Raw genomic sequence first — 17,797 nt, forward strand, 5'->3', positions numbered from 1 at the left:
AATGGATAATCTCAACGGACAAAAGCGAATCGTAGTCACGGGCGTCGGCATTGTCGGGCCCCTGGGGTGCGGCGTTGAGGAGGTCTGGAAGCGGTTGTTGGCGGGGCGTTCCGGCATCCGCCAGTTACCGGGCGAGGTTACCGAGGGCACCGGTGTTGCAGTCGGCGGTCAGGTGCCGTCCCTGCAGGAAGACGCTATCGCGGGGTATGACCCGGAGCGCATTATTTCGGCCAAGGACCGCAAGAAGATGGATCGCTTCATCGAGTTTGCGCTTGTGGCGGCGCACGAGGCGCTTGAGCAGGCCGGCTGGCGCCCGACCGATGAGGCAGACCAGGAAAGGACCGCTACAGTCATCTCATCCGGAGTGGGCGGGTTTGGTGCGATTGCCGATGCGGTACGGACCACCGACACGCGTGGCCCGCGCAGATTATCGCCATTCACCGCACCGTCTTTTCTGGCCAACATGGCGGCGGGGCACGTGTCCATCCGATACGGTTTCAAAGGGCCGCTCGGCGCCCCGGTAACGGCCTGTGCCGCCGGCGTACAGGCCATCGGCGATGCGGCCAGGCTCATCAGAAGTGGCGAGGCGGACATCGCCCTGTGCGGTGGTACCGAAGCGGCGATCGACCGTGTGACCCTGGGCTGTTTTGCCGCGGCCCGTGCGCTGTCCACCGGTTTTGCCGAACATCCGCAGCAGGCTTCACGGCCTTTTGATCGGGAGCGCGACGGCTTCGTGATGTCCGAAGGCGCGGGGTTGCTGGTGATCGAGTCACTGGAACATGCCCTGGCGCGTGGCGCCAAGCCCCTGGCCGAGCTGGTGGGTTATGGCACCAGTGCCGATGCCTACCACCTAACGGCGGGCCCGGAAGATGGCAGCGGCGCACGCCGCGCCATGGAACAGGCACTGCGTCAGGCGGCTGTCAGTCCTGGCGACGTGCAACATATCAATGCGCATGCGACTTCCACGCAAGTCGGAGACAAGGGTGAGCTGGCAGCCATTCGCTCGGTGTTCGGGAGTGGCTCTGGCGTGGCAATCAGCTCGACCAAGTCTGCCACCGGGCATCTTCTGGGCGCGGCCGGAGGGATTGAAGCGATCTTTACCGTCTTGGCGCTTCGTGACCAGATCGTGCCTCCCACGCTGAACCTGGATCATGCCGATGAAGCGGCTGATGGGCTTGACCTGGTCAGCCTCAAGTCCCGGGAGATGCCAATCATGAATGCACTCTCAAACGGGTTCGGTTTTGGTGGGGTTAACGCGAGCGTGTTGTTTCGTCGCTGGGAGTCTTAGTTTGGGGTAATGGCGAGCGGCGCTAATTTGAGCTCGGCAGCAGTGGACCCTGATTTGGGGCCGCGCTATCTTGAGGCCTCTGCAGGAAGGCCGTGCCACGCGCCATCATGCAGATTTAACGCTCAGATTTTTTATTCCAAGGATTGGCAATGAGGCTGTAGTGAAAAAAAGTAAAACATGGAAGCGAGTTAACACTTACCTGCAATCCCCACAGTTGGTCGATTTGCTCAATGCATGGATCTCTGCGGTCGAGCGCTACACGAGTCAGTTTCCGGATAACCCTTGGAGCTACAACGAGCGCGCCATTCTCAGCACATTGGCCGGTGCCGCCTGGACTATGGATGGATGGGTCGCGATGGAAGAATTCGCCACATCGAAACGCTTAAGGAAACTGGAGCCGGGAGTAGATCACGGCGACAAACTCAGAAATGGACGTTGCGACTTGTTTGTCAGTTCGCCCGAAGCGAGTTTCGTCTTCGAAGCGAAACAAGCCAACCAGCCGATCGGGGCACGATCCGATGGCTATTCATACGCCTACAAAGCGATGGACGCCGCTTGGAAAGATATTGGTGATGTGCAGGTCGGGGAGGCGGATTACCGCTTTGCGGCAACTTTTGTGGTCCCCATGATCCCGCTCGGCGAGATAACTCCCGAGGGAGGTACGCTAGGTGATATCTGCGCAAAGAAAGTTGAAGGTTTCCTGAAACCCTGGCTGGAAAAGACAATGGGGTGCTTAGGGAAAGACGCGAAATATCAGGATTTCGCGTTCGTTTTCCCTAACTTGGGCAACACAGATTATGTAATGCGAGGCCGCCATTACCCCGGTGTAGTCCTAGTATTGAAAGAGCGTCGACGCGCAACATCTCGAAGTGCGGTCTAGGGTAGTCATCGACGTAGTGGACATGGTCTAACTCCCTTTTGAGCAATGAACTGATCAACGTCTTTGGCCTGCGCTGGGCTGGCGCCAATATCCTCCAGCCCGTTGCGGATGCGATGCAGAGGCGATCATAGGCTCGATCACCTCAACCGTCATGTAAACGAGCGTAGGATGGCAAGGAATCGATCTTGATCGTCAAGTTCGCCCGGGGCGCGCGACAGGTGGATCAGTATCGCACCGGCCAGCGAAGCCGGCTACAAAGGCGAGTGCGAAAAATCCAATTTCGGTTGCTCCAGCGTTCGCAGTCGACTCCAGGGCGATAGTGCTGGTGATGGGGCGGTCAGAATTGTCTGACGTGTCAATCAGGAACCCAGCGCTTGTGAACGCACTACGTGGCTTATGAACATATCTGACATAGCACATGATTAACAAGTGGGCGATGTCAGATGTTCATGAGTCCACAAAAAGCTGTCAGAGCTAGCTAAGCGGTCGATGAGTAGAAAGATGTGTTCATCGATGTGTGTTCATGATTGTTGGGCCGACACTGTGAGCGAGCTGTTTCCGAGTGTTCGCTCATGCATTCTGATCTCCCGTTGTTTGTCGTTGGGAGGACAGTAAGCGAACGCAAGAGAGGGGATTAGACGGGTTAATCGGCAAGAGTTTATGCGAGGAAACATCGCAAAAAACGTCGCAGTCGAATCCCCCCTTTAAGCTGCTCAAGAAGATATCTGACATAACACATGATTGGTGGTGTGTTTCCTGAAGGTTTTGAAGGGTAGCCACCTACATGGGCAGCTGACCGGTCACTGATTCAGCATCTAGTGCGACCAATGTGCGAAGTGGCAATCCTGTCACTTCACAGGCGACTTCTTCTGACGGATCTTGTTGTCGCGCTCGATATCCAGTTGGTACAAGATTCGGTCAGCCAGGCGAAATGGCAGCCTTTCGCAAACGACCTCATGCATGGCGTCCAAGTAGTCGAAATAGATCGCTGACGATTTTTCAACGTAGGCGCTGAGCCTTGTCTTTACGACGGGCTTATCTGGGTAGCTTTTGTGAGTAGGACGGAGCATCCGAAAGGCTCGCTCGTCAATGATCTGGAACACATCTGGGTTAACGAATCGAAGGATAGTGGAAGCCATGGGCAGGCGGATCCCTGAGGATACGAGTAGCTTGCCGAGCACATCCTTGGCTTCTCTGTGCTGCTTCGCTTTAAGGTGGCCTACAGCCTTGAGCTCTTTCAGCAGTGAAGTATCGAGTTGCGGATAGCGATCCAGTTTCCATAACACGATTTCCAGCAGTGTCTGCTCGGTCAACTGCCTCGCGTCAAGGCCATCGAGCTTTTTGGTGAGCTCAGGCTGGTAATCATACTGATCCAAGAGCACGCTGGGATCGTCACCCCAAACGTCCTGGTGTTGCTTGATGAATTCTTCCATACCATGCCCCCATACGTGCTGTTGAGCTCAAAAGCCTAATGCCCATCATAGTGATGGCCTCCCGCCTTTTCGATAGCCTACGAGCGGAATATGGGTTGGTTGCCTGGGGCGAATAAGGTTCATACGATACCCAGCGGGTACTGGAAGGTGATCTCCAAAGGAGGTACGTCTGAATCGCCCCTGGTTTCCGATAGACAGCGGCAGCGGGCAGGGTGGCGATTAACACACTAGCAGCAATGGCTCCAGGCGTAATGGCGCAAATCACCGAAATACCCGATGCGCGGATCAAGGCCGCGCGCTGTACTCTGGGTATGAACACCTGCGACTCGTAAGAAGTACTCCGTGGCTGGGCATTTTGCCGTGTAGGGGGGCTCTGCAATGATGTCACAGTGCTGTGAGGCATTGACGGTTGCTCAAGCGTGTGAGGAAAATGCTGATCAACAAACTACCCATCTGCGACCGCACCGGTTGTGGGTGTTGGGCGATCAACTGATGGATGCAAGGAACGCAAGTGAGTGATTTCAGAGGAGCTCGAGGTTCCAACACCGGCGACGACTTCCACGAGTTATGGGCCGCCCGGCATGCTATCCGCCTTCTAGACGACCGTGATCCGCTTCAAGCGTTAACTGTAGAAGGGATTGCTCCAAGTGACGAAGCTGGGTCATCCCCTTCTACGTGGGATGGCGTGGATTGCGCGTTGTACGAAGGCGGCAGCGACGCAAAGGAAGCTGATCGTATATTGCTGGAGCAACTGAAGTATTCCGCCGCGAATCCTCGCAGTTCGTGGACCGTCGCACGTATGGTGAGCGGCGATAAGCGCGAGGACAGCGTCCTGAATCGCTTGGCAAAAGCCTGGGCTGGGATACAAGTCCTGGAGCCAAAAGGAACAGTTGAAGTATCACTGGTAACCAACCAGCCGATCGCGGCTGAGTTAAAAACTGTTACAGCAAAGCTCGCAACAGGTAGCGTATCTGCTCCACGAAAACGACCTGGAAAGGATGAGCCAGACGAGCGAAAAATGGCGTTCGCCGCCGGACTGTCCAAATCTGTGCTGCCCGAATTTGCAAAGGCGCTTCGATTCAATGGTGGAGCAGGATCGCGCTTCGCGATTGAGAAAAAGTTGCTCGCTGATATTTCTGGATGGACCGATCTCGAGTTACAAGCGCCAGTCTCTAATCTTCGCCAGTTCATTCGTCAGCGCATGCGTCCCGAATTCGCGGGCGAGTTAATAACGAAGGAGTCAGTTTTACTCGAACTCGGTGTCTCTACGATGGGCGCATTGTTCCCTTGCCCACCTGTCCTTGAACGAGTTGATGCACCGGTGCCACGGAGCAGCGTCGCTGACATTGCGAGCGAGATCGCTGCCGGCAAACAGCGAGTCTGTCTACATGGTCCTGGAGGGGTCGGCAAGACGACTGCGCTCCAGCAAATTGAGGCGGTGCTCCCGCCTCATTCAATCATGGTGACTTACGATTGTTATGGAGGTGGCACCTATCTAGATGCCGCTACTTTGCGTCATCGACATGTGGACGCGTTTTTACAGCTATCCAATGAGCTTGCCACGAGGCTGCGGCTGCCCATTTTGCTTAGCCGTCACCAGCTATCAGACCCTCCGCGCCTGTTCTCGAATCGCCTAGGCCACGCAGCCCAGGCGCACGCGTCTGAATATCCAGACGCGCTGATCGTCATTGCCGTTGACGCCGCCGACAATGCCGTTACGGCTGCGACAACACGCAAGCCGCCTGAGGCTTGCTTTGTACACGACTTCTTAGAACTCGGCGACTTGCCGCCCAATGTCCGGTTCATCGTTACGGCAAGGACAGGCCGTCTCGCTGAACTTGCCCTACCGTCTAGTTATAGCCTTTCAGAGATCGAGCCGTTTACCCGTGGTGAAACTGAAATCAATGTACGGCGGAAGTGGGCTGCAACAGATGATTGGATCGATGCGTTTCACAGGCTGACCATGGGAGTACCCAGAGTCCAAGCTTATGCTATGGATCTGGGCGATGCCCCTCCCGAAAAAGCGATTGACCGCCTCTTGCCCGCAGGCCGGTCTCTGGACCAAGTATTTCGCGAGCAGTTTGAGCGAGCCCTGGGGAAAAGCGGAATCGCAACAGACCTTCCAAGGTTTTGTGCGGGGCTCATTGCTCTTGCGCGGCCGGTACCGATAGAAGATCTCAGCGCGATTATTGGTATCCAGGTGCCAGCGCTGATTGACATCTGCACCGACATGGCGCCAGCGATTCGGCTCACTGAAAACACTGTCGCCTTTGCGGACGAAGACTTCGAGCACTTCGTCCGCGAAGCGGGGGAGTCAATGCTAAGCGAAGTAACCCAGAACGCTGCTGATTGGCTGATGAGCCGCTGCGAAAGCGATTCTTACGCTGCGCAGCACGTGGCAGGTCTACTCGCTGCGTCTGGCTTGGGCAATAAGCTGCTTGATCTCGTTGAGCGCGAGCCTTCGCCGGCTGCAATTGATGATCCGGTGAAGCGGCGAGAAGCGGAACTTACGCGCTTACGGTTAGCTATCTCCTTCTGTCGGAAGGCGGGCGATAGTGAACGCGCGCTGCGTTTCATGCTCATCGGAGGCGAAGGGCTCAAGACTGAGCGTGCGCTACGGGCACTCCTGTCTAATAATCCAGACCTTGCGGTGCGATTCGCTTCTGACACTGCAGGGAGGCTCGTCCTTACCGATCCGAAACAAATCGGCTACCACGGCGCTTTCCTGCTTCACAAACAAGTGATTGACTCGCTCAACGGTGATCGAATTTCGTTGCATGAGGGGCAGCGATTGATCGAAGCTTGGATGGCTGCACGTAAAGCCCTCATTCAAAAGGCCCAGCATTGCGACTGGCGGCTTGAAGTTGCAGACGTTGCGGCCAGCATCGAAACAGCGCTTCGCAGTAATGGGCCAGAGTCTGCTTTGCAGTCGCTGTGGAAATGGAAGCCGAAGCGGGTTCGGCTGCTGGTGGCGCGCTGCCTGATCCCGCGGCTGATTGCGCAAGATGGCTCGGGTCTGCTTCAGGGAATACTGGACACACGTCATCTCAAACCCTGGGAAGAGCTTTTTGTACTCGTACCCTTGGTGGTGTCCGGTGCTCCCTTGGATACCACAAGGCTCGCGAGCAGCCTGAGAGCCTTTTGCAAGCGCTGGATGTTATCTCCCAAGCGTCAGGATGCACGCAGTCTGCTGGAAAGCTTGTGGTCATGGATGATGGATGTTGCCATGACATCTTGTGAGCTTCTTGCTGCGGACCCGCTATCTGCGACTGCTGTAGATGGTTTCTTGGATGTAGTGCTCTTGCCTGACAACCGGAGAATCGACAAGGTTCATATCAGTAACACAAGTCATATGGATCTGCTCTTTCGAGCGCACGCACTCCGAGCGGCCCGGACCGGCGGGAAGTTGAAACCTGACGACCTCTACGAATCCAGGCCCGAGCCCGCGGAGAAAAAGGAGCGCGGCCGTGACACCTATCACCAAGAAGAGGCAGATCGTAAGCTAAACGAGCTGACCAATATGCTGTATCCCGTCTATGCGGCGACCGCATTAGCGATGTCCGGGAAGAATGACGACACAATCGCTAATGTTCTGGAACAAGCGACGAGGCGCAAAGAGAGCAACACATGGCGTCTCGCGCGCGATCACAGTGCCAGCGCGCTTGCCATGGCAGCCGCTCGTGGCGCGCTATTGCTCGTGGGCCGTAAATTAGACGCGGAGTTCGTTCTACGCATCGCCAAGCGAATTCATGGTAGGTGGGGAGCCTCCGATTTACAGCCGGATATAGAGTTTGCTGAGCGTATGATGCTGCGCCCAGAACTGCAGACCGCACTTGTCGTGGATATTGACACAGCGGCTTCTGTTATGTGCACTCAACGCATTGGCGCCCGAGACAAATCCCAAGCGCTTCTAACCTACTCACGCCTGCTCCTGCCGTTCAGTCCCGACGATGCTAATGCTGTTTTTCATGATGCAATTGAGGCCGCCAGCCAACTCGATCGGGAAATCGTGGCGCAACTACGCTTGCTCGGCCAGCTTTTCAAGCGAGGCACTGGTGACGTCGAGGACAGGAGAGTCGCCGCCCGTGATCTTTGTGAGGTGCTGGTTGATGCTGCCGTCCGTCTAGACGGCGATGAGAACCTGCCCTGGAAAGAGGTCATGGAAACTGTTGCGGCTTTAGACCTTCCTCTCGCGCTCGCAAACACGGCGAAGTGGCAAGATGCCAATCTCGTCGACTTTTCACAAACACTGGCGCCGGTCCTCAACTCTGGACTCACCCAGGGGACACTAGCCCCAGCTTCGGCAATGGCATTGGAGTTGATGCTGCACGGCAATCATGCAATCGCTGATGCAGCATTGGACCACGTCGCCAACTGCGTTAACTCAGGATCTTATCTTGAGGAAGCGGCGTGGAACGCATTAGTCCGCCACAACGAACGTGATAACAGCAAGCTGCTCAATAGCCGTGGGATGGTGAAGTGGTCGGGGCAATGGAGCAGGGCACTCCGTGAGCGACAGGCATTTCTTGAAAGTCTGGAGGAGACAGCCTCTTCTCTGCCCGTTATCACGAAAGTAGCGGCAACAGAGTGTGAAGTTCGCTCCACAACGACTTGGACCCGGGAGAACCTGCTCAACGGCGAGGACTTTGCCAATGCATTGAAATCTGCGCTTCAGACTGCACGTACTGCAGATAGATATGTTTCGCTATCGGATCTGATTGCAACTGCTGCGGAACGCGTTGAGATACGTGACCGCTTGGCTTTTCTCAAGGTCTTACGAGACCTAAAGGTTCGAGATGGTGCGAGCGTGGTCGAAACGATGCTGCTGATGCTTGATCGATGGAATACACCGGCCATTCGAAGATGGGCTGCATCGGAATTGCCCGAAGTTATCGTTGAGCGCCTTCCCGATTTTGCCAGATACATCGGACACAGCGAAACGTCTCTCCCAAAAGCATTGAAGTGGACTGGTTTGGCCCCTGATGGAGTAGCAAATTTGCTTTTGCGTGGTGTGGAGCAGCATGGGCAAATGTTCGACGGAGAACAAGTCTTTGCTCTGGCGGGGCTAATTGCAGGGCATCTGGATCCGCACTCATCGTCAGTCATTGGCGTATGGTACGCAAACCGTCTTGCCGAACGTGTCTCGCCCGAAGATCGAGACCAAACCTGGCAACCGCGGGATGTACCTGTAAACGTTCCCGCATCGGTGGCGCGTTTCCTCTATGCATGCTTGGGCGACCATGATATGCGAGTGCGATGGCGCGCAGCTCACGGGATACGGCGTTTGGCCAGACTTGATGCTGTCGAAGAGCTGAAAGCGTTAATCGATGAATACGGCCGTCGGGATGAGTCAATCTTTCGGTCATCTCGTCTCGACTTCTTCTGGATTGCCGCGCGGCTGTGGTTTGTGATTGCCTGGGATCGAATTGCAGCTGAGCTGTCAGAAATAGGTGCTCAGGCGGGAGCACTACTGCTCGCCATCGCGTTGGATCAGACTTTTCCACATCTTCTTCTTGTCTCATTTGCGCGCGATGCTTGCCTCAAACTGGTAGACGCGGGCGCCCTTGCGCTTGATCCTTCCCAAATAGAACAATTGAATGCTATCGGGCGATCAGCGTTGACACCTCTGCCGGGGACGAGCCGCAGGCCATCTCGGGTCCGTAACGGCTCCGGGGAACCCGAACGCCGCTTTCAGTTCGACCCTATGGATACGGTGCCTTATTGGTACGATCCGATGCTTGATAGCTTTGCCAATGTTTCCCAAGATCTGCTGCTGACTACGGCAGAGAACTGGATTATTGATCGCTGGGGTTATCCTGGCGAAATTCGATCGTACGAGGCAGAACGTCAGCAGGGACGTATCTCATCTCATGACTGGGCTCTCACGCGCAATGATCATGGTGCGAGTCCGACACTCGAGCACTTGAGCACCCATCTCGAATGGCACGCGCTATGGTGTTCCCTTGGCGAGCTGCTACAAACCGAGCCGCTCGCTGAGGGAGAACACTCGGACTGGAGTTCGCTGCCTAATCGCGTCGAACGTCAAATGCTAACCCAACCGCCGTGCTGGTCGGCAGACCTCTTGGGGCCTGTTCCACTGCGGTCTGACTTCTGGCGGAAATCCGAGGAATCGCTAGCTGTTTGGGTGGAGCAGGTCTACGAGCTCAGCATGCGGGGAGAGTTGATAGCGACCGATTGCCCTGGCCACATCCTTGTCGGCGGTGAATGGCGGCTTGTTAATGCCGATCGCGTTGAGTCACTTTCTATTTCAAGCGCTCTGGTTGAGAAGGAACTTGGCGGATCTTTGGTACGCGCCTTACAGACGATGGAGAGCACGTGGGATTATTCGATCCCGACCGAGAGTGAGGACGCTTACGACGGCGATGACGGCGATTATCAGATGATTCCCTGGCTAAGCCGACCGTATTCAGATGGCGGAATCGATAGTCAAGATCCTTTGCGAGGCAACGCAACGCTCGTGGGCTGGATGCCAGCGAGCTGGATAATCGGCGAATACGGACTGGAATGCGATCCGGATGGCGGGAATGCCTGGTCGTTACCCGGTCAGGCAGCAATGTTTCGCTACGAAGTTTGGGGTGACCGTGAATCGGACGAAGACCACTACCAATCGTACCCTTCGAGCTCGGGAGGCAGATTGCTGACCGAGCGTAATCAGTTAGTAGCGCTCCTACAGAATGAGGGGCTAGAGCTTGTCATCGTGATGGAGGTCAGACGTGAAGGACGCAGCAGTCGACGAGGCTCTGACTCGGAAGAGCAGAATCCCGAGGCCACGTACGCTCGGGTCTACAGACTCGACGGAGAAGGGCAGCTCTATACCGCCGAAGGGCGTATTGGATCTTGGGAGAGCGATTGTCCATCAGCTTGAAAACGAAACGCGTAGTGAGTTGGCGTCTCGCTGGATGGCTCATCATCTTGCAGAACTTATGGATCTCGCTGAGAACGGTGAAGGGGAGGTTCGACAGACAGCAAAAAAGCAAGCTGCGGAATTGATAATCAAGCTTTGGGCAAACCGCCGCTCTCTACCGGCATCGGTTGACCCAATGGGTGGTCAGATGGCCGCGATAGAATTGCTGACTGCAATGCGGCCTACGGCAAATCCTTGGGCACGGTTTCGACGCACTCGTTCGAAAGATGACCTGCTTCATGAAATGTTCGGTGTGCTCACACAGATCGTCATGAGCGGACTCTTGTTGGCCCGTCCAGTAGAGGTTCGATCCATCGAGGATGCTGAATGGGATGCACTAACGGAAGATGAACGATTCCTGGCTGACCAATTGGGACGGTGGAAGAAACTGTTAGTCATCCCAGCTTCAGAAGGCTTCGACCTAGAAGCCTTCTATTCAAAATTTATCGACGATGACGTTGACACTGAACTGGAAGAGCCAACAGGACCGTTAGCTGAGGAAGAGAAAGACGGGCCTGCTCCTAAGGACGAGCTGCGCGTGATCCTATCCAACCTCGAGACCTTTCAGTCAAAGCTTGCAGCACTCGTTGATCAGTGCCGTAATTCCCTGGATTCCGATGATGTAGTTGAGGCGGATGATGTGGACGATGTGGACGAATCTGAATTACGGTAAGGGTAGATGAACTGAGCGACGCGTTCTCCACAAGTCAGCTCATCTCGATTCATAGCTCCAGGCTCTGTACGAAAACAAATGTCGCGAACAGCTACAAGAGGACTGAAATTTAAAAAAGGCTGCCGCGCTCTTGATGTCGGAGGAGCATGAGCGCACGCGCTCAGTTCTTGCCGCCTTCCGCCTGCCGTGACCAGTAGAGAACAGCCAGAAGCCGACATCAGCTATACATCTACCATTTACTGCCATAGGGCGAAACGTTGTAAGGCTGTTTCTTCGTGGCTTGTACATTAAGGATTGCAGCCAAACCCCGCTAGTCAAGAGTAGTGGAGTCATCTGGCCATCCCGTATGATGGCCACCCCCTTGTCGCTCGGTGCTGCTTCGTAATGTCAATCGCCCCGCTTGATCGGCTCATCTCTATATCATCAGGCCCTGACGAGTACGCAGGCGCCCAGCGTCTAAGTGATCTGGCCGAGGCCCCCTATGTTGTATTGTTGGGCGCGCCTGGCATGGGCAAGACTGTGGCGTTCGAGCATTTTGCGGAGCGAGCGGGTGAATCGTGCATTTCTGCCTTTTGGTTTCGCCGCAAAGATCTTTCCGATGCCACGGCGGTGTTTATCGATGCTCTCGATGAAGTCCCCATACAGAACGCCATTGAGATTGCAAAGTGCTTAGAAGAGCTACCGTCGATGCGATGGCGAGTGAGTTGTCGAGCGGAGGACTGGAACGAGGGTGGAAAGCTCAGCAGAGCGTTCGGTCAGGGGCTGGCAGCCCTTGACGAGGCCCCCGTCGTGGCTCAGTTGCAGCCTCTCAGTGAGGAGGAAGCAGTCGCAGTGCTCACAGCGTTTGGCTGCTCAGAGCCCATCACGCTCCTCTCCACGCTGCAGACGCTGCGATCGACGCCCTTCGTGCTATCCCCGCTGGGGCTGAAGTTTCTCATGAGTGTGAAGCCCGAACGGTTGCCGTCGCTCACCCGTTTCGAACTGTACGAGTCCGGTGCACGCCATTTCGCTACCGAACACAACCCCTCCAAGGCAGAAGACCGGCAAGACGGCGAACCTGCGCCCGATGTCGTCCTAGACCATGCCGGGCGCGTCTTTCTGACCCTGCTCCTGGCCGGAAAGCATGGCTTGCAGCGATCTGCTCCTGTCCCAGACACCATGCTGTCGGTGCATGACGCGGGGCTTGACCCGATCGCTCGCGAGACCGTCCTGGACACCGCGCTGTTCATGAAGAAGGGCGAAGACTTCCTGCCCTTTCATCGCAGCATCCAGGAGTTTTTGGCCGCGCGCTACCTGGCTCGCTTGGTGACAGGCGCCCTCGGGGGCGTAAGACTACATATCGAACGCGCGGTTGCACTGTTGGTGTCGGTCGATGGATTGCCATCCGAGGGTCTGAAGGCGCTGTATGCCTGGTTCACCTGTCACCTGGTCAACGAGGGCGCACTACACCACGCCCAACGGCTGGTCCAGCGCGACCCGGAAACGCTGTTACTGCATGGCGATGCGGCCACACTTCCCGTTGCCTCCCGCGTCACCGTACTGCAGGAGGTTGGGGAACGCGATCCGTTTTTTCGCTGGACTCCGGAGCAGTGGGGACCGGCGCGTATCTGCTCCGTGGGACTTGTTACCCCGGACCTTGCGCCGCTCGTGATTGAGCTGCTGCAAACAGAGGTGTCCACACACCGACTCAGCATGTTGCTGGAGACTTTGTCGACCGGGCCGGCGCTCGCCTCCACCGCTGATGCCTGCTGGAGCGTCGCGTTACGCCAGAGTGACGTGCAATGGTGCCGCGAGCAGGCCATTGATGCCTGGTTACATAATGCAGTGACCTCAGTGGATGACATTTGGGGGCGGATCGACGAGCTCTGTAGCCCCGGGGAAGCGTCGCGCGGTCACTTGCGCAGCATCGCACAACTTTTTTGTGCGATCCCTGCGCAACAGTTGGCGGTCGGCGACGTGGAGCGGGTTCTGGCTAGCCTGCAAAGAGCCAATAATGCACTTCTTCCGCGAGCTGCGCCGGAAGATGGACGCATGGAGAGCACCTACGCGATCAGGGACATCGCCTGGCATGTGGCTGCAGATTTGTGGCGCCCCCTGATTTTGGATACACCGAAGCGCTGGCGGCTTCAGGCTGGCATGGGTGCCTTAGAGCACAAATTCGCCTCGGTGCTGTGCCTCGCGGCCTTGTCGCACGAGGGCGTAACCGCGAAAGAATTCGCGCACATGATGGTCGCTACCGGTTTGATCACTGGGGCCGAGTCAACCTTCAAGAAGGCTGCCGGAGAATGGTTGATCGCTCGACCCACCTCCGAGGAGGTATTGCACGCGTTGCTTTTGATTGCGGACCAGGACGTAGCCGATAGCGGGTCGCTTGCCCTCGGACTGCGAGCGATTGGCTTGAAGCCTAGCGAGACGCTGGTGCGCCTGATGCTGAACTCCGATCCACTGATGTCCAGCGTCGGTTCAGCATACGTCGGCAGACAGGTGGGTATCTGGTCGCTGGAACGAGGGGAGCCTGTACCGGACTGGCTGATCCCGGTACTCCACGAGAGCCCGGGTGCTGCTGCTGACGCCGGCATGCAATACGTGCGGCTACACGTCGAAGAAGAATCTGAGCGGCAAGCGCACCAACAGGATAGCGTCGAGCAGTGGTTAGTCCGTCAAATAGCCGAATGGCAGTCGCAGTTACCCTCGGTGGTCGCAGGCGAGGTCGACGCGGCCTTGTATTGGGGAGCAGAAGTCTATTGCGGTAGTCGCCCGATCACGGGCCGTCATGCAAGCGGGGTCGAAGCGCTCCGGGAGGTGTTCGGTGGGCCGCTGGCTCAGTCCATCCTTGAGGGGCTCGCCCGTGTTTGGTCGAATGGCGAGCATGAAGATGACCGAGGGGCTAGCGGGGCCATCACAGCCGCATCTGCGTCCATACACCTGGCGGGCGGGCAGGATTTCTCCGAGGAACCTGCGGGACGAATTCTCCAGGTCCTTTCCGCCACAGTGTCGATGCGGGATGCCTATCTAAAGGAATGCTTAGAGGCGTGCTGCATTGATCAACTCAATCGATCGCTTATAAACGATACTGCTTATTTTTGTCAGCTCGCCCATAAGCGAGACGCCAGTTGGAATACGCTTTTGTACAAGCTGCGAGAGCATCGAGCGCAGTCCCCGTTACATTTGTGGGCCGCTCAGGTGGCATTGGAGCAGCCTGATACGCTGAGTGGAAGTCTTCTAGACAGCGTGCTTCGGCTGGCTGAGCTGAATATTGAAGCAACAGCACTGACGCCGCTGTTGACTGATGTGCTGTCCCATTGGTCGAACCAGGGCGACGGTACTGATGCTTTGATCACGGGTAGCGATCGGCGCGGCGCTGACCGCCTGCGCTGGGCATACTTTGCCGTCTGCCTGCAGTCGGGTGTTTTCAGCAATGAATTCACACTTGCCCTAAACGAGGCGGAGGACGCTGCCATTCACCGGGTGATCTTCGACGGATACCCCAACTGCAGCTATTGGCGGACGCCGACGTCCACGCTGGCCGTCAGCCGCCTCCTGTTGCAGTTCCTGTTCCAGCGCACCCCTTTGATGCAGGGGCACTTTGAGCGCGTGTGGCCGGACACCGTGAAAGTATTGAAAGCCGTTTCGTCGTCGTATGAGCCAGGCGTCGAGACGATCCTTTTGGAACTGCTCACTGATGCTGAAGGTACACGTTGGATTGATACCATCAGGCACGAGCTTGAGCTCTACAGGCGAGATGTCCGATCGCAAACACAGAAGCTACTCTCCCCGACAGATCTGGCAAAGGTGCTCAGCGGCAGAGGCCCTATCAATGCGCAGGACCTGAAGGCCTTGGTGCTGTTGATCCTTGAGGAAGTCGCTGCCGAGTTGCAGCCTTCTCCACATAACCTGTGGAGGCTTTTTTGGGACAACAACAAGCCCAAGGTCGAGAACGATTGCCGAGACGTGCTGGCCGGCAAGCTCAGAGACAAACTTGGCTTTTTTGGTAGCTTCGAGGTGTCCCCTGAAGCGGCGTCATCCGGCGGAACGCGGGCGGACCTGCTTGTTACCCACGGCCCATTTACCGTGCCGGTCGAAGCGAAACGGACGAGTCATACACATCTCTGGTATGGGCATATCGGTCAGCTTCAGACCTACACCTTGGCGAACAGTACCGAAGGTCAAGGCATTTATGTGATCTTCTGGTTCGGTAATGCGCTTGGTGTGACGCCGCCTCCAGCAGGCATAAAACCCGAAAAACCTGAAGCGTTGAAGGCGGCACTGAAAGATCTGCTGCCAGCCGAACTAGCTGCTACAACGTCAGTGGTGGTACTGGATGTCTCCAATGCCTCGCAGGCAGCGAAAGTGCGAAAGGACATCGAGTTCAACAAGGCGAAAGCAGCCAAGCCTCGGCCCCCAAAAAAATCGAAAGCTGTGGCAGAACTCCCCCAAGGAAGTGAAGGCAAAGGCACCTAAGAGGTGCCCACCATGCTGAGGCCACTCGCTAAAGCCCGCGTGCTATTGCATGCGCGTATCGTGCCAAAACCTTTTGCGACAGGAAAACACGGATGTATTTGTCAGCGCTCACGATTCAGAATTTCCGGCAGTTTGGAGCTGGACGGCAGGGGTTGGTAATTCGCTTCAACAATGGCGTCACAGCGCTGGTAGGCGAGAATGATGCGGGCAAGTCGTCCGTAATTGACGCATTGCGGTTGGTGCTGCAGACCCGGGATGGGGAGTACGTACGCTTGCAGCCTGACGACTTCCATTTCCCTGAGAATGGTCAACAAGCCCATCAGATCAAGATCGTAGCAAAGTTCTCCGCTCTCTCGACTGCCGAGCAAGGCGCGTTATCGGAGTACGTCACGTTTAACAAGCAAGAAGCTGCGGTGTATGTGCACTGGACTGCACGCCGACTGAATGACGATCAGTTGGCTCGTCGCTGGGTTGATATCGCGGTCCGTAGCGGCCATGGCGGAGGAGGGCCAAGCTTAGACGTCAATGTGCGTCAGTTGCTAGCCGCCGCGTATCTGCGACCGCTGCGCGATGCTGAGCGCGAGATGTCGCCTGGCCGTGGGTCTCGACTGTCCCAGGTTCTGAAAAACTTTCCTCACATCAAGCACGGTGCTGATTTTAACGCTGACCAACCTCTTGCAGACCTCAATCCTGCCAGCCTGAGCCTTGCGGGTTTGGCGGAGTATCTGCGTCACCTGGTCAACCTGCACGGGGGCGTGAAGAAGGCCCAGGACACGATCAACGATAACTACCTCTCCCACCTAGGGTTGGAGGGCGATGATCTGCACAGCCACATCAACTTTGTAGAGGGCGGGTCGGAGTCATCGCGCTTGCGCCAGATCCTTGAGCGCCTGGAACTCGGGCTACTAGATCAGCAATCTGGTGATACGAAGGGTTCCTACGGACTTGGTTCCAACAACCTGCTGTTCATGGCCTGCGAGCTGCTACTTCTGGGTAGAGAGCCTGACGGGCTGCCTTTGCTGCTGATCGAGGAACCGGAGGCGCACCTGCATCCTCAGCGGCAACTGCGGCTTATGGAATTTTTGGAAGCTGCGGCCAAACCAATGGCATGCAAGCTGGAAGAGCCCAACCTGGAAGAGATCAATCAGCAGCGCCCCGTGCAGATCATCCTGACCACTCACAGCCCCAATCTGAGTTCCAAGATCGCATTGAATAACCTCGTGCTCATGCATCGGCACAAGGCCTACTCGCTCGCGGAGAAGCAAACTAACCTCGATGCAACCGATTACCGGTTTCTGGCGCGGTTCCTGGACGTCACCAAAGCCAACCTGTTCTTTGCACGAGGTGTGCTCATCGTTGAGGGGGATGGGGAGGCTATCCTGCTGCCGGCACTGGCGAAGATCATGGGCCGGGATTTCACCCGGCACGGGGTTTCCGTGGTGAATGTGGGCGGCACCGGGCTCGGTCGATACTCTCGCATACTGCAACGGGCGATACCGGAGGAGGGTACGCTCAATATCCCTGTCGCCAGAGTCGCAGACATGGATGTGATGCCTGACTGCGCTCCGGCAATCCTGGGACTGGTGGACGATGACAACGATCCCAGGTGGAACGGGAAGCACCGTCGGTGGAAAGCCATGAGGCATTTCGGGGATGATGAGAAAACCCGTGATGAAGCCCTAGCGGCTCGTCGCACAAACCTCAAAAGCGACGATGCCCAGAACGTTCAAACCTTCATCGCGAATCACTGGACACTCGAATACGACCTGGCATACGCGGGCCTTGCGAAGGAGCTTTTAGTAGCCGCCAGGCTCGCGGCAAATGATGACGCGCTGAACATGGAGCGGAAAAAAGTTAAGGAGGTCGTCGAGGCGGCAGAAGCAGAGTTTGAGCAGCTTCGCCAGTCAACGGACACCCATGCCCATCTCTGCTCACACATTTACAGCCTGTTCACGTCTAGGACTGCATCCAAAGCCATCACTGCACAATATCTGGTCGACTTGTTGGAGGATTGCCTGCAGCGCCAAGTGCTCAGCCACGAGCAGATTATGGGTTGGCTGCCAGGGTATCTAACCGAGGCGATTACCTACGTGACAACGCGTCTCGAGTTAACTCAAGAACCGTCCGGAGATTGATC

The 17,797-nt window shown here is 56.5% G+C and carries 7 protein-coding genes and 1 pseudogene; 7 read left to right on the forward strand and 1 reads right to left on the reverse strand.

Annotated elements, in window-relative coordinates; genetic code table 11:
• The first annotated feature begins 1 nt into the window (after position 1).
• Together fabF and BOP93_RS12805 are read left to right on the forward strand one after the other, a co-directional pair.
• Entirely contained in the window at positions 2–1,288 is a 1,287-nt protein-coding gene (gene fabF / locus BOP93_RS12800) for a beta-ketoacyl-ACP synthase II (protein ID WP_104502916.1), read from the forward strand.
• Positions 1,289–1,448: 160 nt separating this feature from the next.
• The gene (locus tag BOP93_RS12805; protein ID WP_104502917.1) at positions 1,449–2,168 is read left to right on the forward strand and encodes a hypothetical protein; all 720 of its coding nucleotides are present in this window, start codon (positions 1,449–1,451) and stop codon (positions 2,166–2,168) included.
• 848 nt (positions 2,169–3,016) lie between these two features.
• Here BOP93_RS12805 and BOP93_RS12810 read toward each other — a convergent pair.
• Positions 3,017–3,601 carry a hypothetical protein gene (locus BOP93_RS12810; RefSeq protein WP_205885803.1) on the reverse strand — a complete coding sequence of 195 codons (585 nt, stop codon included), beginning with the start codon at positions 3,599–3,601 and terminating at the stop codon, positions 3,017–3,019.
• Between the two features lie 78 nt (positions 3,602–3,679).
• On the opposite strand from BOP93_RS12810, the pseudogene BOP93_RS28205 reads away from it, so the two are divergent.
• The 5 genes and pseudogenes from BOP93_RS28205 to BOP93_RS12830 form a co-directional block, all read left to right on the forward strand.
• Positions 3,680–3,784: pseudogene (locus BOP93_RS28205) on the forward strand (DNA/RNA non-specific endonuclease); the annotation flags it as partial.
• Between the two features lie 328 nt (positions 3,785–4,112).
• Positions 4,113–10,487, forward strand: a complete 6,375-nt coding sequence (locus BOP93_RS12815) for an ATP-binding protein (protein ID WP_104502918.1) — start codon at positions 4,113–4,115, stop codon at positions 10,485–10,487.
• Between the two features lie 34 nt (positions 10,488–10,521).
• The gene (locus BOP93_RS12820) at positions 10,522–11,199 is read left to right on the forward strand and encodes a hypothetical protein (RefSeq protein ID WP_157943498.1); all 678 of its coding nucleotides are present in this window, start codon (positions 10,522–10,524) and stop codon (positions 11,197–11,199) included.
• A gap of 507 nt (positions 11,200–11,706) precedes the next feature.
• The gene (locus tag BOP93_RS12825; RefSeq protein WP_157943499.1) at positions 11,707–15,660 is read left to right on the forward strand and encodes a hypothetical protein; all 3,954 of its coding nucleotides are present in this window, start codon (positions 11,707–11,709) and stop codon (positions 15,658–15,660) included.
• 92 nt (positions 15,661–15,752) lie between these two features.
• Entirely contained in the window at positions 15,753–17,795 is a 2,043-nt protein-coding gene (locus tag BOP93_RS12830) for an ATP-dependent nuclease (RefSeq protein WP_047293610.1), read from the forward strand.
• The last annotated feature ends 2 nt before the right edge of the window (positions 17,796–17,797 follow it).

It is taken from the genome of Pseudomonas orientalis, assembly GCF_002934065.1.
Lineage (GTDB): Bacteria > Pseudomonadota > Gammaproteobacteria > Pseudomonadales > Pseudomonadaceae > Aquipseudomonas > Aquipseudomonas orientalis_A.

Coding starts and splice junctions, on each gene's coding strand:
- fabF (WP_104502916.1), top strand. CDS start 2: ATGGATAATCTCAACGGACAAAAGCGAATCGTAGTCACGGGCGTCGGC.
- BOP93_RS12810 (WP_205885803.1), bottom strand. CDS start 3,601: ATGGAAGAATTCATCAAGCAACACCAGGACGTTTGGGGTGACGATCCC.
- BOP93_RS12820 (WP_157943498.1), top strand. CDS start 10,522: ATGGCTCATCATCTTGCAGAACTTATGGATCTCGCTGAGAACGGTGAA.
- BOP93_RS12825 (WP_157943499.1), top strand. CDS start 11,707: ATGGGCAAGACTGTGGCGTTCGAGCATTTTGCGGAGCGAGCGGGTGAA.
- BOP93_RS12830 (WP_047293610.1), top strand. CDS start 15,753: ATGTATTTGTCAGCGCTCACGATTCAGAATTTCCGGCAGTTTGGAGCT.